Raw genomic sequence first — 22,733 nt, 5'->3', positions numbered from 1 at the left:
CGCGCCGCCAGGTCGGCACCGCCCCGGCGACGCGCCGGACCGCCGGATCCGACGGCCCGTCAGACACTCCGCCGGGCGGGGCCGTCGCACCGGGCCGGCGGGTTCACGGCTCCCGGGTCATGAAGTACCGCACGAAGGCCGTGACGGCCTCCTCCTCGTCGACCAGCCCGCTGCGGTCCAGGTCCAGCGACTCCGCGGCGAGCGCGGCGGCGTGCGCCTCGACGCCCAGTGCCCGCAGCGCGCGCTCCACCTCCGCCGTCCCCGCCTTCCCGTCGCCGTCCTGGTCGGCGACGGCGAGCAGGGCCCGCACGAAGGGGCGGGCGATCTCCGCGAACCGGTCCGGGTTGTCACGCAGCCGCCTCACGGCGCCGTTCACGAACTCGCCCCGCGTCACCCGCTGGTCGCCGTCCACGTCCGCCATGCCGGCCAGCCCCTGCCAGAAGGCCTCGGCCCCGCCGGCCAGCGCCTGCCCCTTGTCCGAGCGGAACGAGGTGCCGAACTCCTCCAGCAGGCGGCCCGCCGCGGCGGTGAAGTCCTCGCGAGAGACATAGCCGTTGCCGTCCTGGTCGAAGGCGGCGAACCGCGAGGCGATCCGGCGCTGGTACAACTCCTCTGCGTCCATGCCGGGAGGGTACGTCGCGAAGGGGGCGGCGTCACGCCGAGAGCTGCTCGTCCTCCTCGCCGGTGGCGGAGGCGACGTCCGCGTACACCGCGAACAGGCGGCGTACGCCGAGGGCCGCCAGGACCCGGTTGACGTGCGAGCCCTCGACGGCGCCCTGGGCGGGCAGGATCAGCCGCAGCCTGCCCCGGCAGGAGTGCAGCAGCCGGCGGGACGCGATCAGCACGCCCACGCCGCTGGAGTCGCAGAACAGCACGTCGGACAGGTCCAGGACCACATCGTGCCTGCCGTCGGCCACCGCGTCGTGGACACGTCTGCGGACGACGGGGGAGGTAACCAGGTCCAGTTCGCCCCGGATGCTCAGCACCGTCCAGGCACCGTGCTCGGCTTCGTCCACCGTGAGCGTCACACGCCTACCCTTCGCCGATCCCACCGGGGCCCCGAACCGGAAGCGGTGCTTCCTTCGCGCCGCTGCTGCCCCATCGCCCTCCCATGAAACACGATCCACCCGTAGTGACGATTTCCTTACCATCCGGCGGCGGCACACGGGGCACTTGCCTCAAAGAAGGGCGCGTTGTCCGTGCGGCGCATTACATTCGTGAGGAGTCGGGTCGGGAGGGCACCGGATGGCGAAGGACACACCACCGCGCTGGGACCGCAGGATGCAGCAGCGGCTGGCGCGCGGCGAGGCGGCCGCCCTCGGTGAGCTGTACGACCGCTTCGCCTCCCTCGTGCACAACACGGCACACCGCGTCCTCGACGACGAGTCGGCCGCCGACCAGGTCACCCGCGAGGTCTTCGGGTACGTGTGGGAGAACCCGGACGCCTACGACCCCCGGCGCGAGGGGTCCATGCGCTCCTGGATCGCGAAGCTGACCCGCCGCCAGGCCGTGCACCGGCTGCGCCAGGCGGAGGCGAAGGCGTACGAGGAGCGGGGCGGCGGATCCACCGAGGAGCTGGAGCAGAAGGTGCGCCGCGCGGCGGTGTCCGCCCGCGCCGACTTCATCGTCCAGTCCATGCCCGCGCCGCTGCGCGCCGCCCTGGAGCTGGCCTACTTCCAGCGCCGCGACTACCGCCAGACCGCCGCGGACCTGGGCGTGACCGAGGACGAGGCGCGGCGCCGGCTGCGGCTCGGGCTCCAGCTGCTGGCCACCGCGAACAGCCGGCCGGTGGACGGGCGGGCGCTGTGACCGGGCCGCTCGACAGCGGTGGCCACGACGAGGGCCGCGAGGAGGTGGGCGGAGTGCCGCGCATACCGTCCCCCCGACGGGCAGCCGACAACTACGAGGCGCTGCCCGCGCCGGAGGGCGCGCCGCCGCCCCTGCCGCACAAGGTCCTCCAGTCGCTGCTCGGCGCGTGGGCGCTGTCCGCCTGCTCGCCCGAGGAGACGACCGCCGTCGAGGAGCACCTGACCGAGTGCGCCCCCTGCGCGGAGGAGGCCCTCCGGCTGCGGGACGCGGTCGGGCTGCTCCACCACGAACGGGACCTGGACCTCGACCCGCTGCTGCGCTCCCGGGTCCTGGAGAACTGCCTGGGCCGCCGCCCCGCGCGGATCCCGGTGCCCGACTGGGCCGGTCCGTACGACGCGGAGACCGCCCGGCTGGACGCGCTGCTGCGGGACATCGGCGACTCCGAGTGGCACGCGCCGGTGCGGCTCAAGTGGTTCGAGCACGATCGGAGCGTGAGCCGCCGGACCACCGTGGCGGGGGTGATCGGCCACCTCCAGGCGGTCGACGGTCTGGTCGCGACGGCCATCGGCCTGGACGACGCGCTGTCGCCGAAGACCCCCACCGAGCGCACCGAGGCGCACTGGCGGGGCCCGCACCACCCGCCCACCAGAGCGGTCCGCGGACCATGGCGGGACCAGGCGCACACCCTGATCCGCACGGTGTCCTTCGCGGGCCGCGGCGTGGCCGAACTGTCCGTGTCGTACGGCGACTTCTCGCTGCCGCTGCGGGACGCGCTGCTGGACCGGGCCTTCGAGTGCTGGGTGCACGCGGACGACATCGCGAACGCCGTCGACTACCCGTACGAGCCGCCCAGCGGCGCGCACCTGCACGGCATGATCGACCTGGCGGCCCGTCTGCTGCCGGCGGCCCTCGCCGAGCGGCGCCGCGCGGGCCTCGCCGCCCCGGCCCGCCACCTGGTCACGGCGGGCGCGCCGGGCCGCTCGCTCCACCTGGAGGTCGAGGGCTCGGGCGGCGGCGACTGGTACATCGCCCTGGACTCCCCGGCGGCCGTCGGCTCCCGGGACCGGAAGGTCGCGCAGGTGGCACTGGACGGCGTGGAGTTCTGCCAGCTGGTGGCGGGGCACATCGCCCCGGAGGAAGCGGCCGCCGGCCAGGACGGCGACCGCGAGGCCATCCGCGACGTCCTGTTCGCCGCGGCCTCCCTCAGCCGCCTGTAGGCATCCCCGGGGCTCGCGCCCCTGGGTGGCGGGGCTGCGACGCCCGGGCTCGCGCCACCGGACCCCCGGGCCGCCCCGAAGGGGGACGCGCGATGGGGGGTTCCGCGCGTAGAACGACCGAGCCCGCGAAGGAGAGCCCGGGACACCCCCGCGGAGCGGCCCCCGGCGGCAACCGGCGCCCGGAACCCGGGGCACGTAGGGGGCGGGAGCCCCTACGTGAAGACGACCGTGCGGCGGCCGTTCAGCAGGATGCGGCGCTCCGCGTGCCACTTGACCGCCCGCGCCAGCGCCTGGCACTCGACGTCACGGCCGACGGCGACGAGCTGCTCGGGGGTGACCTCGTGGCCGACCCGCTCGACCTCCTGCTCGATGATGGGGCCCTCGTCGAGGTCGGCCGTCACGTAGTGGGCCGTCGCGCCGATCAGCTTCACGCCCCGCGCGTGCGCCTGGTGGTAGGGCTTGGCGCCCTTGAAGCTCGGGAGGAACGAGTGGTGGATGTTGATGATCCGGCCGCTCAGCTGCTTGCAGAGGTCGTCCGACAGCACCTGCATGTACCGGGCGAGGACGACCAGCTCGACGTCCTCGGCGCGCACCAGCTCCAGCAGCTCGGCCTCGGCCTGGGCCTTGGTGTCCTTGGTGACCGGGATGTGGTGGAACGGGATGTCGTACGAGGCGACGAGTTCGGCGAAGTCGGTGTGGTTGGAGACCACGGCCACGATGTCGACCGGCAGCGCGCCGATCCGCGTGCGGAACAGCAGGTCGTTGAGGCAGTGCCCGAACTTCGACACCATCAGCACGACGCGCATGCGCTCGTCGGCCCGGTTGATGTGCCAGTCCATCGCGAAGGAGTCGCCGACCGCCGCGAAGCTCGCGCGCAGCTTGTCCACGGTGACCGGGGTCTCGGCGGAGAAGTGGACCCGCATGAAGAACAGGCCGGTGTCCCGGTCGCCGAACTGCTGACTGTCCTCGATATTGCAGCCGGTGATGAAGAGGTAACTCGAAACGGCGTGCACGATGCCCTGCTTGTCCGGGCAGGAGAGCGTGAGGACGTACTGGTCGGTCATCCTGGCAGGATGCCACATTCGCGGCAGGCGGCAGGACGCCGGTCCGTCAGGCGGACCGGGTCATGATCCGCAGTACGTCCAGCGAGCGCGGCGGCGCGTCCGGGTCCTCGCCGTCGTTGACGGCCAGCCGTACGTGGGCGTCCCGGGCCGCCCGGACCGCCTCGGGCCAGCCGTGGTGACCCATGTAGGCGGAGACGGGGGCGTCCGGGCCGACCTGGTGCATGATCCGCAGCACGCGGAGCACCGCGACGTCGACCAGCGCGGCCTCGCCCGAGTCCCTGAATATGGTGCCGACGTACTTCTCGGCGGACCAGTTGTCCAGCCAGGTGTCCTCGACCAGCCGGTACACGGCGTCGGTGACGTCCCCGTACCCCTCCAGGCCCGCCAGCCAGCACTCCTGGTGGAAGACGGGGTCCGAGAGCATGTGCAGCGCCGAGCGCACGTTGGCGCGCCAGCGCCACCACGGCATGTCTGTGAGCGGCATGCCGCCCATGGTGGAGGAGCGACGGCCGCGACGGGAAGAGTTCACGGAAGCTGACACGTTTCGATCGTACGTTCCCCCGCACACCCCGCGGACCGGCCCCCGCAATTCACCTCGGTGTCACCCAGCGTTGCACCGCCCTCACTGCCGCGTTACCCATGGGGCGGAATTGTGCATGCCCATGACCGGTAAAGGCAGGCGACGCCTTCCCTCCTCCCCCTCCCTCCTCAGGACCGCGGCGGTGCTCGGCTCGGCCTGTCTGCTGGCCGGGTGCGGGGTCCTCCCTGGAGCCACGGGGGGCTCCAGGGAACCCATCACCGTCATGACCTGGGCACCCGACAACACCCGCGCGACCAACATGCCCGGGATGCCGGCCATGGGGCAGGCGTACGCCCGCTGGGTCAACGCCCGGGGCGGCATCAACGGTCACGAGCTGCGGGTGCTCACCTGCAACGAGGGCAATGAGCCCATGGCCGCCGCCGCGTGCGCCCGGCGCGCCGTCCAGGAGGGCGTGGTCGCCGTCGTCGGCTCGTACAGCCAGAACGGCCGTGCCTTCATGCCTCCGCTGGAAGCCGCCAACATCCCGTACATCGGTGGGTACGGGCTCACGGACGACGAGTTCCGCAGCCCCGTCTCCTACCCCGTGAACGGCGGCCAGGCCGCGCTGCTGGCCGGCAACGGCATCCAGCTCGCCGACGTGTGCGACCGCGTATCCCTCGTCCGGCCCGACACCCTCACCGGTGCCGACCTGCCGCGGATCCTCAACACCGGCCTGGCCCAGGGGCACCACCGGACCGCCGCCGACATCCCGGCCGCCGACGACGCCGGCGAGTACACCGAGGAGGCCCGGCGCTCCCGCGACAAGGCCGGGAAGAAGGGCGGCTGCGTCACCGCCGCGCTGGGCGAGCACACCGCGAACTTCTTCGACTCCTTCCGCCGGCTCCCCGCCGACGGGAAGGACGTCAAGGTCTCCTCCGTCCTCGGCAGCGTCGACCAGCCGCTGATCGACCGCACCGGTGGCGCGGACGGCCCCTTCGAGGGGGCCTACCTGACCGGCTGGTACCCGGACGCGGGCGACCCGCGCTGGGAGCCGATGAAGCAGGTGCTCCGGGAGCACGCCTTCGCCGACAACCGGATCGACCCGGCCGACACCGGTGTCCAGACCACCTGGATCGCGTACACCGTCCTGAGGGAGGTCGTCGAATCGCTCGGCGACCAGAAGGTCACCCCGGGCCTCATCGGCCAGGCACTCCACCGCGGGGTGCGGGTGGACACCGGCGGCCTCACCCCGCCGCTGCGCTGGCGCTGGGAGGACATGCTCGGCACGCCCGGCACCCCGAGGGCGATCAACAGCGAGGTCACCTTCCAAGTGGTCCGGGAGGGGCGGCTGGTGGCGCAGAAGGAAGGCTTCGTGGACGTCGGCCCCACACTCCGCGAGGCCGCCGCCCACTAGCCGGCAGGCGCCACGAGCCCGGCGTGACCGGCGAGACACCCCCCGAGGGTGTCTCGCCGCGCTCAGGACCGCCGGTTCACAGCTGGGCCGGCTGGCGCGGGGTCAGGCCGTAGGTGCCCGCGATGCCGTTCCAGAGCCCGGAGGCCTCCTGCTTGGCGGTCGTCGCCTCGCCGCTCGCCCGGTTGCCCCGGGCGAACTCGTCCGTGCTGCGCGCCTTCCCGCCCTTGCAGCCCTTCTTGCCCTTGACCTCGACGGCCCAGGCCGCGTAGTGGTCGTCGGCCGAGGCGGACGCCTGCCACGCCCTGGTCAGCGCGGCGCTCAGTGCCGCGTGGTCCGGCAGCTTGTCGACGGACAGGCCCTGGAGGCGGGTCACCAGTTCCCGGCGCTGGCCGGCGGCGCCGCGCAGGTCCGCGGCGGCCTGGTCGAGACCCTGGCACTTCTTGATGTTCTCGACCGAACGGATCACCGCCTCGCGGCTGTTGTTGCTGTCCGCGAGGAGCTTGTCGAGAGCCTCCGCCTGCGTCCTCGCCGGGTCCGGTGCGGCCTGCGAGGTGCCCGCGCCGGGGGTCGGCGAACTGGCGGCCGCGACACCGGCCTTGTCGGTCGGGACCCTCGGCTCGTCCTCGCCCCCGCTGAGCAGGGCGCCCGCGCCCAGTCCGAGGACGGTGCACCCGATGACGACGGCGGCGATCAGCGGCAGCTTCGACGACCGGCGCTGCGCGGGCTCGTGGTACTGCTGCGCGGGCTGCGGGGGCTGCTGCGCGGGTGGCGCCTGGTACGGCCGGTGCGCCTGCGGGCCCGGCGCCCGGGCCCCGGCCGGGGGCATGTGCTGCGTGGCGGCGGCGTCGTCGCGGAACAGGCTGTCGAACTCGGCCGGCGGCTGCCGGTCGCCGGGCGCCCCGGGGCGTATCCCGAAGGGCGCGCCCGACGGCTGCGGCGGGACGGGCGGGAGGTACTGGGTGGCGTCCCCGTCGCCGGCGGCGGCGGCCGGACCGGTGCCGGGGAACCGCGTCGGCCCGGCCGGGCTCTCCGGCGGCACCGGCGCGGGCATGGGCATCGGCCCCGCGCCCGGAGCGGCGACCGGCGGGAGGTACTGGGTGGCGTCCGCGTCGCCGCCGCCCGACGGGGCCTCGGGCGGCAGCGGCTGGGCGGCGGCCCCGTACCCCTGGTCCTGCGGGTACGGCTGGTGAGGCGCCTGCGCCTGGTACGGCTGGTGCTGGTGCTGGTACGGCTGCTGGGGCTGCTGGTACGCCGGGGGCTGCTGGTCGTACGCGCCCGGCTGCTGAGGCGGCAGGGGTTGCTGCTGCCCGTCCGGGGGCCCCCAGGAGCCGCCCCACGGCCGGCCCCCGGACGGCCCGGCGTCTGCCGCGCCCCAGGCCTCAGTGCCCTCGGCGGGCAGCACGACACCCTCGTGCGCGGGCCTCGCCGCGGGAAGGTGCGGCTCCTGGCCCTGTCCGCTCTGCGTCACCGGGACTCCTACGTGTGAACCTGTAAACCTACGGAAGCGTCGGCTCACGCTACCGGGTGACGAGGAGCCCGCGCACACGTGTGTGGCGGCAGTAACAAGAACCTCCCCCACGGCGCTGATGAGACGGGCCGCACGGTGGCGCCTAGGCGGCCTGGAGCTCCAGCCGGGCACCGAACTCCCGCACCGCGGGCTCGTTCGCGTACGGCTCCAGGCGCTGCTGCAGGTCGTCCAGGTACTCCGCGCCCCTCGACGACCGCAGGGTGCCCAGCAGTTCGGCCGCACGGGTGCCGGTGTGGCAGGCGGCCTCCACCTCCCGCTGCTGGACCTGCGCCGTGGCCAGTAGCAGCAGGCCGATCGCGCGCCGCCGCGCCCGGGTCACGGGATGCCCGTCCAGCGCCTCGGTCGCCGCCCGCGCCGCCTCCTCGGGCCGGCCCAGGTCCCGGTAGCAGTGCGCCAGTTCGTCCGCCAGGTACGCCCGGTCGAAGTGGGCGATCCACGCCGGTTCGTCACCGGACTCCGGGTCGCAGCGGTCCATCGCGGCCACCGCCCGTGCCACCACCTCCTGGCAGGTGCGCAGATCGCCGAGCAGGGCGTGCCCGCGCGCCTCGGCCGCCAGGAACATCGCCTCCGCCCGCGGCGGGACGTGCCCCCGCGCCCCTTCCTGCGCCGCACGTGCCAGTTGGGCGATCTCCCGCGGGTTGCCGAGCTGGGCCGCCAAGTGGCTCATGGACGCGGCCAGTACGTACCCGCCGTACCCGCGGTCACCGGCCGCCTGCGCGAGCCGCAGCGCCTGGATGTAGTACCGCTGCGCCAGACCCGGCTGCCCGGTGTCCACCGCCATGTACCCGGCCAGCTCCGTCAGACGGGCCACCGAGGCGAAGAGCTGACGGCCCACGGTGTCCCGGTACGAGCCGGACAGCAGCCCCGACACCACGCTGTTCAGGTAGTGCACCACCACGGGCCGCACGTGCCCGCTGCCGAACCGGTGGTCCAGCTCGACCAGCGCCGCCGTCATCGCCCGCACGGCCTCGACGTCCGCCGTCCCGACGCGCGAACCCGCCTGCCGGGCGACCTGCGGGTCGGCGCCCGTGATCAGCCAGTCCCGGCTGGGCTCGACCAGCGCCGAGGCGGCCACCGTCGAACCGGACAGGAAGTCCCGCCGCCCCACGTCGCTGCGCCACAACTCGCAGACCTGCTCGACGGCGCCGAGCACGGTCGGCGAGAACTGCAGGCCCACGCCGGACGCGAGGTTCTTGCCGTTGGCCATGCCGATCTCGTCGATCGTGACGGTCCGCCCCAGCTTGCGGCCGAGCGCCTCGGCGATGATTCCCGGCGCCCGTCCGCGCGGCTGCTGGCCGCGCAACCAGCGGGCCACCGACGTCTTGTCGTACCGCAGGTCGAGTCCGCGCTCCTGCCCGACCATGTTCACCCGGCGGGCGAGCCCGGCGTTGGAGCACCCTGCTTCCTGGATGAGAGCCTGCAGCCGTTCGTTCGGCTGACGGGCGACGAGCGGCCTCGCTGCCATGACTACCCCCTGTTGCCGCGGTGATCAGGTCTGCTGATCACTGCCCGGCTGATATGCGGAGAATGCAGAAGTTGACCTGCGAACACTGACGAAACCGAGGAACCATGAGGAAGGGCACGCACAGTTACCGAAGTGGGTGGAAGGCACCGGAGCGGCTGGTCCCGCACCATGTGCCGACGAAGACCGACAGGTCGTGCGATGGCGGGAGACCGCGGTGTTCCCACCTCCCCCGACAGTGGCTACCCGGGCTCCGCACCCGGCGCTCATGCGCGCCCCCGTCCGTGCTTCCATGCGCCCCGGATGCCGAATCGATGCTCCTCGGCCTCCCTTCCCGCGCCCCGTAACCCCCGGTGGGGTGGGGAGTTGAGTTCTTTCGTGGAAGAGACCATCGGAGTCACGGAAGCCGCACAGATCCCCAAGCAGCGCGGCGAACAACTGCTGGACAGCGCCGTGCGGTACGCGGAGGACCGGCACTGGGACGTGTTCCCCGGTACCTGGTTGGAGGCGGTCGAGGGCACGGAGCGGTGCTCGTGCGGTGACACCGCCTGTCCCGCGCCGGGGGCGCACCCGGCGCGTCCGGACTGGGCGGCGCAGGCGACCGGCAGCGCCGTGGCGGCGCGCCGGCTGTGGGGGAAGCAGCCCCGGGCGTCGATCCTGCTGCCCACGGGCCGCACGTTCGACGCGCTGGACGTCCCGGAGGCGGCGGGCTGCCTGGCGCTGGCGCGGATGGAGCGGATGGGCCTGGCGCTCGGCCCGGTCACCTGCACCCCGGACCGCCGGACGATGTTCTTCGTCCTGCCGGGCGCCGCCGCCAAGGTGCCGGACCTGGTCCGCAAGCTGGGGTGGTCGCCGAGCGGTATCGACCTGGTGGCACGGGGCGAGGGGATGTACGTGGCCGCTCCGCCGACCCGCGTGGGCGGGCGCGGCGCGGTGCAGTGGGCGCGTCACCCCACACCGGCGAACCGGTGGCTGCCGGACGTGGAGGAGCTGATCTGCCCGCTGGCGTACGCCTGCGCCCGGGAGGCCGCCGATGCCCGGACCCGGCAGGCCTGACCGGCGCTGACTGCCGGTCGCGACCCCTCCGCGCGCGCCGGCGCGTCCGTAGGCTGGTCCCGTGTTTCACGGGGACTACGGGAGGCAGTGACCATGCCGGACCAAGTGGCGGAGGGGCTCGCACCGGCGGTGCGGGTCGAGGGTTTGTGGAAGCGGTTCGGCGAGCAGATCGCCGTCGCCGGGGTGGATCTGGTGCTTCCGGCGGGCCGGTTCATCGGGCTGGTGGGTCCCAACGGGGCGGGGAAGACGACGACGCTGTCGATGGTGACGGGGCTGCTGCGTCCCGACCGGGGCCGGGTCGAGGTGGTGGGGCATGACGTGTGGCGCGATCCGGCCGCCGTCAAGGCCCGGATCGGTGTGCTGCCGGAGGGGCTGCGGCTGTTCGAGCGGCTGTCGGGCCGGGAGCTCCTCGCGTACACCGGGCGGCTGCGGGGGCTGCCCGGGGACGAGGTCGACAAGCGGGCGGCCCAACTGCTGGACGTGCTGGACCTGGCGGGGGCGCGGAACAAGCTGGTCGTGGACTACTCGACCGGGATGCGCAAGAAGATCGGCCTCGCGGCGGCGCTCCTCCACAATCCCGAGGTCCTGTTCCTCGACGAGCCGTTCGAGGGCGTGGACCCGGTGTCGGCGCAGACGATCCGCGGGGTGCTGGAGCGGTACACGGCCTCGGGTGCGACCGTGGTGTTCTCCAGCCATGTGATGGAGCTGGTGGAGTCGCTCTGCGACTGGGTCGCGGTGATGGCGGCGGGCAGTGTCCGGGCGCAGGGCACGCTGGCCGAGGTACGGGGCGATGCGCCGTCGTTGCAGGCCGCGTTCCTGGAGCTGGTGGGGGCGCGGGGCCGGGACGCGGGCGAGTCGCTGGACTGGCTGGGCGGTGGCCGGTGACGCCGACCGGGGTGCTCGTACGGCTCAAGGTGTCGTTGCTGCGCAATGGTCTGCGGCAGTCGGCCGGGCGCACGGCGGCGTACGCGGCGTCCGCCGTGCTGGCGTTGCTGTTCGCGGCAGGGCAGTTGCTGGGGCTGGTGTTGCTGCGGGGCAGCGCGCACGCGGTCACGGTCACGGTGTTGCTGACGGGGCTGCTGGCGCTGGGGTGGGCGGTGATGCCGCTGTTCTTCCCCAGCGGGGACGAGACGCTCGATCCGACGCGGCTGGTGATGCTGCCGTTGCAGCCGGGGCCGTTGGTGCGGGCGTTGCTGGTGTCGTCGTTGGTGGGGATCGGGCCGCTGTTCACGCTGTGCCTGGCGGCCGGTTCGGCGGTCGCGCTGGCGCGCGGGGCGTTCGCGGCGGTGGTGGCGGTGGTGGCCGTCCCGCTGGTGCTGCTGGTGTGCGTGGCGCTGGCGCGGTCGGTCGCGGCGGCGAACGTCCGGCTGTTGACGTCCCGCAAGGGCCGGGACCTGGCGGTGTTGAGCGGCCTGGTGATCGCGGTGGGCATCCAGGTCGTCAACTTCGGGGCGCAGCGGCTCGGCAGGGCGGGCGGTCTGTCGGCGCTGGACCCGGTGGCGGAGGTGGTGCGGTGGATCCCGCCCGCGTCGGCGGTCGCGGCGGTCGGCTCGGCGGGCGAGGGTGCGTACGGGGAGGCCGTGGCCGGCCTGCTGCTGTCGGTGGCCGCGCTGGGGGCGCTGCTGTACGCCTGGCGGCGCAGCCTGGTGCGGCTGATGACGGCGCCGGACGGTTCGACCCTGGCGGCGGCCTCCCGTCCGTCGCGGGCGGGTACCCCGGGGTGGCTGTGGCCCGAGGGGCGGACCGGCACGGTGGTGGCGCGGAGTCTGCGGTACGTGGTGCGCGACCCCAGGACGAAGGCGGCGTGGGTGACGTCGCTGGCGATCGGGCTGATCGTGCCGCTGTTCAACGCGTTGCAGGGCACCGGGTCGGTGTACTTCGCGTGCTTCGCGGCGGGGATGCTCGGCATCCTGATGTACAACCAGTTCGGCCAGGACACCTCGGCCTTCTGGATGGTCGCGACGACGATCTCCTCGGCGCGCGACGCCTACGTGGAGCTGCGGGGGCGTGCCCTGGCCCTGCTGGTGATCACCCTGCCGTTCGTGGTGGTGGTGACCACGGTCACCGCCGCGGTGCTGGGCGACTGGCGGACGCTGCCGGAGGCGCTGGGGCTGTCGTTCGGGGTGCTGGGCGCGATGCTGGGGACGGGCGCGGTGGCGTCGTCCCTCTTCCCGTACTCGATTCCGCAGGACAGCGGGTTCAAGAACGTGGCACCGGGACAGGCGGGGCTGGCGTGGATCTCCCTCACGGGCGGCATGGTCACGGCGGCGCTGCTGTGCGCGCCGCCGATCGCCCTCACGATCTGGCTGAACGTGACGGACGCGGACATGGCGGGGCGCTTGCTGCTCCTGGTGCTGGGCGCGGCCTGGGGCGCGCTGCTGGCCTGGGCGGGCCTGCGTGTTGCCGCACCGCGCACGGCGGACCGGCTCCCGGAGATCCTGGCGGCGGTCAGCAAGGGCTGACCTCCTCCAGGAAGGGCGTGAGGGCGGCGCGCCAGCCCTCCGGCTGGTCGTAGTGGACGAGGTGGCCGGCGTCCGGGACCTCGGCGTACCGCCCCTGGGGAAGGACCCGGACCATTTCCTGGGCCTCCGCGCGGCCCAGTTCGCCGTCGAGCCCCCGGACCACGAGGGTGGGGCAGCGGACCTGGCCCAGCGAGTCCCAGTGGGCGTCGTAGACCCAGGTCTCGCGGGAGGTGAGCATCTGGCGGCGGGAGAACAGGGGCCGCCAGCCGTCCGGGCCCTCGGCCATGACCTCGGCGAAGAACGCGCCGCGAGCCGGGTTGGGGCGCTCCACCCGGGGGTCGTCCTCGCCGAACCACCTCCGTACGTCGGCGAGCGTGGCGAACGGCAGCGGCCAGGAGCGGAACCAGTCCTCCCACTCGCGCTGCGACGCGGCGCCCAGGGCGGAGGCGCGCATGTCGCAGATGACCAGGGCCCGTACGAGGTCGGGGCGCTCCGCGGCGAGCTGCCAGGCCGTCAGGGCCCCCATGGAGTGGCCGATGAGGGTGACCGGGGCGAGCCCGAGCTGCTCGACCGCGGCGGCGGCGTCGGCGACGTACGCCTCGCGGGTGAAGGGGCCTTCGGCGGGCTTGGCGCTGCGCCCGTGCCCGCGCTGGTCGAGCGCGACCGCGCGGTACCGCTCGGAGAGCCAGCGCGCGGTCGGGGCCCAGTGCGCGGCGCGGCCCATCAGGCCGTGCAGGAGGAGGACCCCGGGCGCCTGGTCGGCGTCACCGGCCGGCCGGTCCTTCGGCGGGTCGGCGAACTCCCAGGCGGCGAGGCGTAAGCCGTCGGCTCCGGTCAGGTCGATGCGTCGCACCATGTGTCCTGACACCCCCTTCTGTCACGTGCGCGAGCCAGACTATCGAACTTGCATTCGAAAAAAGGGCTCCCGCCCGCAACACCGCTCGTTCGAGTGACCCGGCTCCAGGATTGGCGGCCGTCGCCGAGGGGAGATCTTCATCGGGAGGCGGACCGCTCGGGGAAAAGGGTCCGAGGGGAAAGACCCTGAGAGCTCGGGGCTCCGGGTCGACACAGGGGAGGCCGGGCCCCGGCGTCGCGAGGCGCCGGGGCTCTCGCGCTGTTCAGGACGTCCGGGCGGGCGCATCAACCTGCTCCCTCCCCGGGCGCGGAGCCTGGGCCGCCGCCCACTCAGGTCATATGCCTCAGGCCAAGACTGGCACGGCGGCTGCCCGTGCGCTGCCATTCCGCTCGAAAGCGCGTTCCGCCCCCTCGTGGGCGGGATCCCGCCCGGGCGGAGCCGTGCCGGACGGCCCCCCGCGGCGGCCTGCGGCACCGACGGCGGCTCCCCCGCACTGCGCCCGGCCCGCGGCCTCCCGGGAAGCCGGGGACCGCTTCCCGCCCCCACCGGCGGGGTGGGCGCCCCCGGGCCGGGGGTCAGCGCTTGGCGACGAAGACGTGCGACGCGACGTCCGCGCCCAGTTCCGCGGCCTCACCGCTGCTGCCGACCAGCACCCCGCCCGCGGACTCCGTGACGCTCACCACCGAACCGGGCTGCACGCCCGCGCGGCGCAGGGTGTACATCAGCTGGGCGTCCGTCTGGATCGGCTCACCGATCCGGCGCACCACCACGGTCTTGCCCTCCGGGCCCGCGTCCAGTTCGGCCAGCGACACCATGCCCTCGTCCAGGAACGCCTCGGTCCCCGCCTCCTCGCCCAGCTCCTCCAGACCCGGGATCGGGTTTCCGTACGGAGACTCCGTGGGGTGCCGCAGCAGCTCCAGCACGCGGCGCTCGACCGCCTCGCTCATCACGTGCTCCCAGCGGCAGGCCTCGGCGTGGACCTGCTCCCACTCCAGGCCGATCACATCGACCAGCAGACATTCGGCCAGCCGGTGCTTGCGCATCACGCGCGTGGCCAGGCGGCGTCCCTCGTCGGTCAGCTCCAGGTGCCGGTCGCCCGCGACGGTCACCAGACCGTCCCGCTCCATCCGGGCGACCGTCTGGCTGACGGTCGGCCCGCTCTGGTCCAGCCGCTCGGCGATGCGGGCGCGCATGGGCACCACACCTTCCTCTTCGAGCTCGAGGATGGTGCGGAGATACATCTCCGTGGTGTCGATCAGTCCGGACATACGTGCCCCTCGAGATATTCGTGCGCTGGCCCTGACTCAATTCTTGCGCATGGCGCCGACAACCGTGCCGCGCCGTGGACGACCCCCGGTATTGACAGAGCAATGGTCCAGACCGCAACGTGATCCGCGACACGGAGAGAAGGGGCCCGACGCCATGCCTGACACCAGCGGTGAGAGCAAGCTGGCCGACCGGTTCTTCGACGCCACCATCGCCCTGCTCCAGCGCGTGCGCGAGGAGGAGGCGCCGCGGATCGCCGCCGCCGGCGCGACCATCGCCGACACGGTCGCCGGGGGCGGCCGGCTGTTCGCGTTCGGCGCCGGCCACTCCTCGCTCGCCGCCCAGGACGTGGTCTACCGGGCCGGCGGGCTGGCGCTGGTGAACCTGCTCGCCGTACCGGGCGTCGTCGGCGTCGACGTCATGCCCGCCACGCTCGGATCCGCCCTCGAACGGGTGGACGGCCTGGCCGGCGCGGTCCTCGACTCCTCGCCCGCCAGGGCCGGCGACGTGCTGATCGTCGTCTCGCTGTCCGGTCGCAACGCCCTGCCCGTCGAGATGGCGATGAACGCCCGCGCGCTCGGCCTGAAGGTCATCGGCGTCACGTCGGTGGCGTACGCGCGCGAGACGAAGCCCCGCCATGTGTCGGGCACCTTCCTCAAGGACCACTGCGACGTCGTCCTGGACTCCAAGATCGCCGTGGGGGACGCGGAGCTCACCCATGAGGGCGTCGAGGCGCCGTTCGCCCCGGCGTCCACGGTCGTCACCAGCGCCCTGATGCAGGCGGTGATGGCGGCCGCCACCGAGGCCCTGGTGGCACGAGGCATCGAACCTCCCCTGCTGCGCTCGGGCAACGTCGACGGCGGCCACGAGTGGAACGGCCGGGTGATGAGCGAGTACGCGGACCGGATCTTCTTCCGCCACTAGGCACCCGCTCCGGTCGCACCGCCGCCCGCTCCCCGGGGGCCGGCCGCCGCTCAGCCGCCGGCCGTGCCCGCGAGGTCGACCGCCGCCGCCACGCGCGCCGCGACGCTCTCGGCGTACACCGCGTCCGGGCGCTCGAAGGCCGGGCGGTTGCCGGAGCGCAGGAAGGTCACCACGCCCAGCGTCCGGCCCCGGCTGCGGAGCACCGCGCACAGCGCGTGCGCCGCCTCCCGCGGCCACTGGCGCTCGGCCGCCCACGCCTCCGACGAGGCGCTCGCCCGCACGGAACCCGCCCGGTCCACCGCCTGGAGGGCGGGGTGCCCGGCCGCGTACCGGACCGGGATCCCGGCGCCGGCCGGGCGGGCCACCGGCCCGGGCGCACCTGTCGGGGAGGCGGCGGCCCGCACGAGGCGGTCGCCCTCGACCAGGTCCATCAGGGCGTGGTCGGCGAATCCGGCCAGCGCGAAGTCCAGGTGCACGACCGCCGCCTCCATCGGGTCCTCGCACTCCGCCGCCGCGTTGCCCGCCCGGTGCAGCTGGCTGGTGCGGAACCGCAGCCGGTCGGCCTCCTGTTCCGCCAGCTTCGCGTCGGTGACGTCCTGGAACAGCCACCCGATGCCCAGCGGCACCGGCTCCTCCGCCAGCGGGGACGCCAGCCGCAGGAAACCGCTGCGCCAGCAGCGCCGCCGCTCCCCCTCCGGCGTCCGCAGCGTCACCCACAGCTCGACCAGCGCCCGGGGCGCCCCTTCGGCCAGTACGTGATGGAGGGCGCCCTCCAGTTCCTCCACGCCCTGCACGACCAGTTCCCCGAGCGGCCGGCCCAGCAGCGACGCACGGGAGGCGCCCAGGGCCCGTGCGGCGTGGGCGTTGACCACGGTGGGGCGGAGGTCCACGTCGACCAGGACGACGCCCCAGGAGGCGTCGTCGAAGAGGGCCTCGCTCAGGGCGATCGACCGCTCCAGGTCGATCTGGGCGTGCACCTCGCTGAACGCGCAGTACACCCCGGCCGGCCCGCCGTCCGCGCCGCGCACCCCGGCCGACTGGGTCCGCACCAGCACCCGCCCGCCGTCCTTGCGGAGGAGGGCGAACTCGTTCACCTGACGGCCGGGCGCGTCCATGACGGCCATCAGACGCCGGTGGACGTCGTCGGCGTCGGCGCTGCGCACGGCCCACCCGGCGAACCCGGTGCGCCCGACGGCCTCCTCGGCGCTCCACCCGAGGATCCGCTCGGCCTCGCGGTTCCAGTGGGTGATCACCCCGTGGGCGTCGAACGCGCACAGCGCGGCGTCCATCCCGTCGAGCAGCGCGGCGAGCAGCTCCGCCCCGGGCCCCAGAGCCTTGGCGGTCTCGCTCCTGGACGCACTCATCCCGGCACCCCCTGCAGGACGTGTACTCACGTGCACGTGCACGCCACCGGCCATTCAACTGGAACGTGACCCAGAGCACAGCCGGTTCCCGGAAATCACCCGGTGCGAAAAACCGGTTGTGGGGCGCGGCCGGGGCTTTCTAGGGTGTGGAGCACACGAGGAAAGGAGGTGATCCGGAAGTGGTTTCTTTTCGGATGCGTGAGGTGACTGCGGGCTGAGGCCCGTCGTCGCACTCTGTGCAATGTCGGCAGGCCTCCTGCCGCAATCCCAAGCAGTCACCGACCCGCGGGTTCGCCGGCACATCCGGCCGGCCTCTCCGTCAGGAGAGCCAGAGCCCGCGGGTTTCTGCGTGCCCGGGGCGAACGGCGCGGGGCCGAGGTCCGGACGGCGCGCGGGCCGGGGGCGGGAACCGGTCCGGGTACGCACACGCGTGCGAGGTTGAGTACCGGCGCCGACGCCGAACCCGCCGGCCGCCGCGCGGGGTGGCCGTACGGACAACCCCGACGCCATCGAAGCCCGCGAGGCGGCCCGCGACCCCGCCGGCACCCCTTCGCGCCCGGCACGAAGGCCGTACGCGTCTTCCGCGGGGACCGGACCGGCGCTGCTGGGGATCGCCTACCTGGTGAGCGTCAGCGGCCCCTCAAGGACCTGGCCATGTGGTCCCTGAGCCCGTCGGGGCTGGTGGGACTGTGGGCGATGTGCCTGCCCGGGGACGCGGTGGGCCACCGGACGCGGCGCGGGGCGCTGTTCGTCCAGTACGCGCTGGTGGCGGGCGGTCCGCCGCTCGCTGCCGTCGACTTCTCGTGGGAACGCCTACGGCGCCAGCCGCTCGATCCGCCAGGCGGCCCCGCCCTCGCGCACGTACCGCAGCCGGTCGTGCAGGCGGTTCTCGTGGCCCTGCCAGAACTCGACCGTCCCGGGGTCGATCCGGAACCCGCCCCAGTGCGGCGGGACGGGCACCTGCTCGCCCTCCGGGTAGCGGGCCGCGAGTTCCTCGTACCGGGCGAGCAGCTCCGCGCGCGAGGCGATCACCGAGGACTGCTCGCTCGCCCAGGCGCCGAGCTGGGAGCCGTGCGGCCGGGTGCGGAAGTAGGCGGCCGTCTCGTCCCGGCCGACGCGGCTCGCGGTACCGGTGACGAGCACCTGGCGGGCGACGGGGTGCCAGGGGAAGAGGAGCGAGACGTACGGGTTGGTCTCCAGCTCCAGGCCCTTGCGGGAGCCGTAGTTGGTGAAGAAGACGAACCCTCGTTCGTCGTAGTGCTTCAGCAGTACCGTCCGCGCGGAGGGCCGGCCGTCGGGCGTGGCCGTCGAGACGATCATGGCGTTGGGTTCGGTGATCGCGTCGCTGTCGGCGGCCTGCGCGAACCACCGGGCGAACTGCTCCATCGGTTCGGCCGCGAGGTCCGCCTCCAGGAACTCGGCGGTGCGGTACTGCTCGCGCATGTCGGCCGGATCGAGAGCTGCGGGATCGAGAGCGTCTGCCACAGGGCCATCCTGCCGTAGCCGCCCAGTCTGCCCGGCACCGCGTGCCACTAATCTTCCTGACCGGTTCGGCGGAGTGTGCCGGATGTCACGCTTCCCCGCATCGGGTGAACCCGACAGACTCTTGGGCTGGGTCACTGTTCCCTCCCTACGACGGTGAGGATGACCACCAGCCTTACGGGGCATCACCGCACCACCCGGACGACACCCCGACCTGTCGCACACCTCACGAGGAGCCGCCTGATGTCCGACTTCGTACCCGGACTCGAAGGAGTCGTCGCGTTCGAGACGGAGATCGCCGAACCGGACAAGGAGGGCGGCGCCCTGCGCTACCGGGGCGTCGACATCGAGGACCTGGTGGGCCAGGTCTCCTTCGGCAACGTCTGGGGCCTGCTGGTCGACGGGGCGTTCAACCCCGGCCTGCCGCCCGCCGAGCCGTTCCCGATCCCGGTGCACTCCGGGGACATCCGCGTCGACGTCCAGTCGGCGCTCGCCATGCTGGCGCCCGTGTGGGGCCTGAGGCCGCTCCTCGACATCGACGTGGAGGAGGCCCGCCACGACCTGGCGCGCGCCGCCGTCATGGCGCTGTCGTACGTCGCCCAGTCGGCGCGCGGGCAGGGCCTGCCGATGGTCCCGCAGAGCGAGATCGACAAGGCCGAATCGGTCGTCGAGCGGTTCATGATCCGCTGGCGCGGCGAGCCGGACCCCAAGCACGTCAAGGCCGTCGACGCGTACTGGACGTCCGCCGCCGAACACGGCATGAACGCCTCCACCTTCACCGCCCGCGTCATCGCCTCCACCGGCGCGGACGTGGCCGCGGCCCTGTCGGGTGCCGTCGGCGCCATGTCGGGCCCGCTGCACGGCGGAGCGCCGTCCCGCGTGCTCGGCATGATCGAGGAGATCGAGCGCACCGGGGACGCCGGCGCCTACGTCCGCCAGGCCCTCGACAAGGGCGAGCGCCTGATGGGCTTCGGCCACCGCGTCTACCGCGCCGAGGACCCGCGCGCCCGCGTGCTGCGGCGCACCGCCAAGGAGCTCGGCGCGCCGCGCTTCGAGGTCGCCGAGGCCCTGGAGAAGGCGGCGCTGGAGGAGCTGCACAACCGCCGCCCGGACCGCGTCCTGGCGACGAACGTGGAGTTCTGGGCCGCGATCATGCTGGACTTCGCGGAGGTCCCGGCGCACATGTTCACGTCCATGTTCACCTGCGCCCGCACGGCCGGCTGGTCGGCGCACATCCTGGAGCAGAAGCGCACCGGCCGCCTGGTCCGGCCCTCGGCGCGGTACGTGGGCCCCGGCCCGCGCGGCCCGCACGAGGTCGCCGGGTACGAGGACATCGCCGGCTGACGCCGGTCACGTACGCCGACGGCGCCGCACCCGCGAAGGGGCGGCGCCGTCGTCCGTTCCACCGCTCAGCCGAGCGCCTCGTCCAGCAGGGCCGCCCACTGGGCCACCACCCGCTCGCGGCGCCCGGAGTCGTCGGTGAGGAGGTTCGCCAGGCCCAGGCCGCGCGCCATGTCCAGGAAGCCCTGGACCGTTTCGCGGACCCCGGGGCGGGACTCGTCGGCGCCCAGCAGCTCGACGGCGATGCGGTGCGTCTCGCGGCCGACGCGGGCCTCCAGCTCGGTCACCCGGGGACGCAGCTGCTCCTCGTCGGAGGCGGCCACCCACAGGTGCAGGGCCGCCCGGAACAACGGGCCGGTGTAGAGGCCGACCAGGGCGGCGACGACCGCGGCGCGGTCCTGGCCGGGCAGGGCGCGCAGCGCCTGGGAGCGTTCCTCGGCGACGTACTCGACCGCCGCCGTGAACAGGTCCTCCCGCGTCGGGAAGTGGTGCTGCGCCGCGCCCCGGGAGACGCCGGCGCGTTCGGCGACGACGGAGACGGTCGAGCCCGCCCAGCCGTGTTCCGCCAGGCAGGCCACCGCCGCCGCGAGGAGCCGCTGCCGGGTGGCCCGGCTGCGGTCCTGCTTCGGCTCCTTCGCGGCAGTCGTCACACCACCCATGCGGGGTCCCGTCGTTCGATGAAGGCCGTCATCCCCTCGCGTGCCTCCGCCGAGGCGAAGAGCGAGGCCGAGCGCTGCACGAAGTCCTCCGCGTCGCGCTCGAAGCTCTCCAGCACACTAGCCGTGACCAGCCTCTTGGCCTCCGCCAGCCCCTGCGGGGAGGCCCGGCGCAGCCCGTCCAGCACGGGGGCGAGCGCCGCGTCCACGTCCTCCCCGACCACGGTGACCAGGCCGATCCGGGCGGCCTCGGCCGCGTCGAACCGCTCCCCGGTGAGGTAGTAGCGGGCGGCGGCCCGGGGGTCGAGGCGGGGCAGCAGGGTCAGGGAGATCACCGACGGTGCCACCCCTATCCGCACCTCCGTCAGCGCGAAGTCGACGCCCGTCCCCGCCGCCACGATGTCGCACGCCCCGAGGAGGCCGAGCCCCCCGGCCCGTACGTGCCCATTGACCCGGGCCACCACCGGCTTGGGCAGCTCCACGATCGCCCGCAGCAGCGCCACGAACGTGTACGGGCTGGGCGGCGCCTTCAGGTCGGCGCCCGCGCTGAACGTGGACCCGGCGTGGGTGAGCACCACCGCCCGTACGGCCGGGTCCTTGCCGCACGCCTCCAGAGCTCCCGCCAGCTCCCGGACGAGCCGCGCCGACAGGGCGTTGCGGTTGTCCGGAGAGTCCAGCGTCAGGGTGGTGATGCCCCGCTCGTGCGCGGTGGTGACGAGACTCGTCATGCGCCTTCCCGCTCCCTCAGTTCGCGCCGGAGGATCTTTCCCGACGCCGCCCTCGGCACGCCGTCGATGAACTCGACGCGCCGGATCTTCTTGTACGGGGCGACCTTCCCCGCCACGAAGGCGATGATGTCGTCGCCGCTCAGGTCGTTCGCCCCGGGTTGCCGGACGACGTACGCCTTGGGGATCTCGTTGCCGTCCTCGTCGTACACGCCCGTCACCGCCGCGTCCGCGACCGACTCGTGGGTGAGCAGCAGCGCCTCCAGCTCGGCCGGGGCGACCTGGAAACCCTTGTACTTGATCAGTTCCTTGACCCGGTCGACGACGAACAGCCAGCCGTCCTCGTCCACCCGCCCGACGTCCCCGGTGTGCAGCCAGCCGTCGGCGTCGATCATCGCGGCGGTCGCGTCGGGGCGGCCCAGGTAGCCCTTCATGACCTGCGGGCCCCGGATCGCGATCTCGCCCTCCTCGCCGGGGGCGACGTCCTTGGCGGAGTCGTCCAGGGACAGCAGCCGCATCTCGGTGTTGGGCAGCAGCCTGCCCACCGTTCCGGGCGGGGGGTCGGTGGCGTCCAGGGGCACGACGTGCGTGCCGGGCGACAGTTCCGTCATCCCGTACGCCTGGCGCACCGGTGGCAGGCCGAGGCGGGCCGAGCAGGCGTCGGCGAGGCGGGCGTCCAGCGGGGCGGCGGCGCTGACGACGTACTCCAGGGAGGACAGGTCGTAGCGTTCGACCGCCGGGTGCTTGGCGAGCGCCAGGACGATCGGCGGGGCGACGTACAGGGCGTTGATGCGGTGCTGCTCGATCGCCCCGAGGAACTGGTCGAGTACGAAGCGGGGCAGGACGACGACGGTGGCGCCCTGCCGCAGGGGGGCGTTCATCAGGGCGGTCAGCCCGTATATGTGGAAAAAGGGCAGAACGGCCAGGATCCGGTCGCCGGGGCCCAGGGGGATGGTCGGCTCAAGCTGGGCGAGGTTGGTGGCGAGGGAACGGTGGGTGAGCATGACGCCCTTGGGGACGCCGGTGGTGCCCGAGGAGTACGGCAGGGCGGCGAGGTCCTCGTCCGGGTCGATGGTGACGGCCGGTTCGGGGGCGGTGGAGCCGAGCATGTCCAGGACGGACCGGTGCCCGGGGGCCTCGTCGCAGACGAAGATCTCGGCGACGCCGCCCGCCAGCTCGGCGGCCCGCCGCGCGGCGGGCAGGAGCGGCGAGACGGTGACGATCCAGCGGGCGGAGGAGTCCCGCAGCTGCTTGGCGAACTCGTCCGGGGTGGCCAGCGGGTGGACGGTGGTGACGGCGGCCCCCGCGCGCGTGGCGGCGTAGAACACCACCGGGTAGGCGACCGTGTTGGGGCTGTGCAGGGCGAGGACGTCGCCCTTGCGCAGCCCCGCCTCGGCGAGCGCGGCGGCGACCCGCCGGTGGTAGGTGTCGAGCTGCCCGTAGGTGAGGGTCAGGTCGCCCGCCCCGTCGACGAGGGCGACCTCGTCGGGGTGCGCGGCGGACGGCCCGGCCAGTACCGCGTCGTGGATGGGGAGGGAAACGGTCGGGACGTCCGCGTACGCGCTGTGGAACACCATCACGGCTCCT

Annotated in this window: 21 protein-coding genes; 8 read left to right on the top strand and 13 right to left on the bottom strand. The window is 73.7% G+C overall.

Annotated elements, in window-relative coordinates:
• Positions 1-103 precede the first annotated feature (103 nt).
• Together AC07DW_RS21425 and AC07DW_RS21420 are read right to left on the bottom strand one after the other, a co-directional pair.
• Positions 104-622: an EF-hand domain-containing protein gene (locus AC07DW_RS21425; RefSeq protein ID WP_478859251.1), complete on the bottom strand. Its 519-nt coding sequence runs from the start codon at positions 620-622 to the stop codon at positions 104-106.
• 31 nt (positions 623-653) lie between these two features.
• Positions 654-1,028, bottom strand: coding sequence for an STAS domain-containing protein (locus tag AC07DW_RS21420; RefSeq protein WP_478859250.1), 375 nt, complete (start codon positions 1,026-1,028; stop codon positions 654-656).
• A gap of 217 nt (positions 1,029-1,245) precedes the next feature.
• Here AC07DW_RS21420 and AC07DW_RS21415 point away from each other — a divergent pair, with 217 nt between their 5' ends.
• Together AC07DW_RS21415 and AC07DW_RS21410 are read left to right on the top strand one after the other, a co-directional pair.
• Positions 1,246-1,809, top strand: a complete 564-nt coding sequence (locus AC07DW_RS21415; RefSeq protein WP_478859249.1) for a sigma-70 family RNA polymerase sigma factor — start codon at positions 1,246-1,248, stop codon at positions 1,807-1,809.
• Positions 1,806-3,026: a zf-HC2 domain-containing protein gene (locus AC07DW_RS21410; RefSeq protein WP_478859248.1), complete on the top strand. Its 1,221-nt coding sequence runs from the start codon at positions 1,806-1,808 to the stop codon at positions 3,024-3,026. The genes AC07DW_RS21415 and AC07DW_RS21410 overlap by 4 nt, the downstream gene beginning before the upstream one ends.
• Positions 3,027-3,238: 212 nt before the next feature.
• Here AC07DW_RS21410 and purU read toward each other — a convergent pair whose 3' ends face one another.
• Entirely contained in the window at positions 3,239-4,090 is an 852-nt protein-coding gene (gene purU / locus AC07DW_RS21405; protein WP_478859247.1) for a formyltetrahydrofolate deformylase, read from the bottom strand.
• Between the two features lie 46 nt (positions 4,091-4,136).
• Positions 4,137-4,583 (bottom strand): SCO4402 family protein, encoded by a 447-nt coding sequence (locus AC07DW_RS21400; protein WP_478859274.1) that lies wholly within the window; start codon positions 4,581-4,583, stop codon positions 4,137-4,139.
• A gap of 169 nt (positions 4,584-4,752) precedes the next feature.
• On the opposite strand from AC07DW_RS21400, the gene AC07DW_RS21395 reads away from it, so the two are divergent.
• Positions 4,753-6,024 (top strand): ABC transporter substrate-binding protein, encoded by a 1,272-nt coding sequence (locus tag AC07DW_RS21395; protein ID WP_478859273.1) that lies wholly within the window; start codon positions 4,753-4,755, stop codon positions 6,022-6,024.
• Between the two features lie 76 nt (positions 6,025-6,100).
• Here AC07DW_RS21395 and AC07DW_RS21390 read toward each other — a convergent pair whose 3' ends face one another.
• Together AC07DW_RS21390 and AC07DW_RS21385 are read right to left on the bottom strand one after the other, a co-directional pair.
• Entirely contained in the window at positions 6,101-7,492 is a 1,392-nt protein-coding gene (locus tag AC07DW_RS21390) for a hypothetical protein (protein ID WP_478859246.1), read from the bottom strand.
• 142 nt (positions 7,493-7,634) lie between these two features.
• A complete protein-coding gene (locus AC07DW_RS21385; protein WP_478859245.1) occupies positions 7,635-9,017 on the bottom strand; it encodes a transcriptional regulator in 1,383 nt (460 codons plus the stop codon).
• A 375-nt stretch (positions 9,018-9,392) separates the two neighbouring features.
• On the opposite strand from AC07DW_RS21385, the gene AC07DW_RS21380 reads away from it, so the two are divergent.
• The 3 genes from AC07DW_RS21380 (at position 9,393) to AC07DW_RS21370 (ending at position 12,532) form a co-directional block, all read left to right on the top strand.
• Positions 9,393-10,070: a bifunctional DNA primase/polymerase gene (locus AC07DW_RS21380; protein ID WP_478859244.1), complete on the top strand. Its 678-nt coding sequence runs from the start codon at positions 9,393-9,395 to the stop codon at positions 10,068-10,070.
• A 93-nt stretch (positions 10,071-10,163) separates the two neighbouring features.
• The gene (locus tag AC07DW_RS21375; protein WP_478859243.1) at positions 10,164-10,955 is read left to right on the top strand and encodes an ABC transporter ATP-binding protein; all 792 of its coding nucleotides are present in this window, start codon (positions 10,164-10,166) and stop codon (positions 10,953-10,955) included.
• Positions 10,934-12,532 (top strand): transporter, encoded by a 1,599-nt coding sequence (locus AC07DW_RS21370; RefSeq protein WP_478859272.1) that lies wholly within the window; start codon positions 10,934-10,936, stop codon positions 12,530-12,532. Before AC07DW_RS21375 ends, AC07DW_RS21370 begins: the two co-directional genes overlap by 22 nt.
• Here AC07DW_RS21370 and AC07DW_RS21365 read toward each other — a convergent pair.
• Positions 12,519-13,388, bottom strand: a complete 870-nt coding sequence (locus tag AC07DW_RS21365; protein ID WP_478859242.1) for an alpha/beta fold hydrolase — start codon at positions 13,386-13,388, stop codon at positions 12,519-12,521. The genes AC07DW_RS21370 and AC07DW_RS21365 overlap by 14 nt on opposite strands.
• A gap of 575 nt (positions 13,389-13,963) precedes the next feature.
• Entirely contained in the window at positions 13,964-14,656 is a 693-nt protein-coding gene (locus AC07DW_RS21360; RefSeq protein ID WP_478859241.1) for an iron-dependent transcriptional repressor DtxR, read from the bottom strand.
• Positions 14,657-14,810: 154 nt separating this feature from the next.
• On the opposite strand from AC07DW_RS21360, the gene AC07DW_RS21355 reads away from it, so the two are divergent.
• The gene (locus tag AC07DW_RS21355; RefSeq protein WP_478859240.1) at positions 14,811-15,578 is read left to right on the top strand and encodes an SIS domain-containing protein; all 768 of its coding nucleotides are present in this window, start codon (positions 14,811-14,813) and stop codon (positions 15,576-15,578) included.
• Between the two features lie 50 nt (positions 15,579-15,628).
• On the opposite strand, the gene AC07DW_RS21350 is transcribed toward AC07DW_RS21355, so the two are convergent.
• Both AC07DW_RS21350 and pdxH read right to left on the bottom strand, forming a co-directional pair.
• Positions 15,629-16,942, bottom strand: a complete 1,314-nt coding sequence (locus tag AC07DW_RS21350) for a PAS domain-containing protein (RefSeq protein WP_478859239.1) — start codon at positions 16,940-16,942, stop codon at positions 15,629-15,631.
• 813 nt (positions 16,943-17,755) lie between these two features.
• Positions 17,756-18,385, bottom strand: a complete 630-nt coding sequence (pdxH, locus tag AC07DW_RS21345; RefSeq protein ID WP_478859271.1) for a pyridoxamine 5'-phosphate oxidase — start codon at positions 18,383-18,385, stop codon at positions 17,756-17,758.
• A 282-nt stretch (positions 18,386-18,667) separates the two neighbouring features.
• On the opposite strand from pdxH, the gene AC07DW_RS21340 reads away from it, so the two are divergent.
• Positions 18,668-19,768 (top strand): citrate synthase 2, encoded by a 1,101-nt coding sequence (locus tag AC07DW_RS21340; RefSeq protein ID WP_478859238.1) that lies wholly within the window; start codon positions 18,668-18,670, stop codon positions 19,766-19,768.
• Between the two features lie 65 nt (positions 19,769-19,833).
• Here AC07DW_RS21340 and AC07DW_RS21335 read toward each other — a convergent pair whose 3' ends face one another.
• From AC07DW_RS21335 to AC07DW_RS21325, 3 genes are read right to left on the bottom strand one after another with little or no spacing between them, the layout of a single operon-like run.
• Positions 19,834-20,424 carry a TetR/AcrR family transcriptional regulator gene (locus tag AC07DW_RS21335; RefSeq protein ID WP_478859237.1) on the bottom strand — a complete coding sequence of 197 codons (591 nt, stop codon included), beginning with the start codon at positions 20,422-20,424 and terminating at the stop codon, positions 19,834-19,836.
• Positions 20,412-21,149, bottom strand: a complete 738-nt coding sequence (locus tag AC07DW_RS21330) for an enoyl-CoA hydratase family protein (protein ID WP_478859236.1) — start codon at positions 21,147-21,149, stop codon at positions 20,412-20,414. Before AC07DW_RS21330 ends, AC07DW_RS21335 begins: the two co-directional genes overlap by 13 nt.
• Positions 21,146-22,723 carry a 4-coumarate--CoA ligase family protein gene (locus AC07DW_RS21325; protein WP_478859235.1) on the bottom strand — a complete coding sequence of 526 codons (1,578 nt, stop codon included), beginning with the start codon at positions 22,721-22,723 and terminating at the stop codon, positions 21,146-21,148. Before AC07DW_RS21325 ends, AC07DW_RS21330 begins: the two co-directional genes overlap by 4 nt.
• Between the last annotated feature and the right edge of the window lie 10 nt (positions 22,724-22,733).

Source organism: Streptomyces sp. NPDC045701, assembly GCF_056432045.1.
This window is presented reverse-complemented; position numbering and strand designations above follow the sequence as displayed.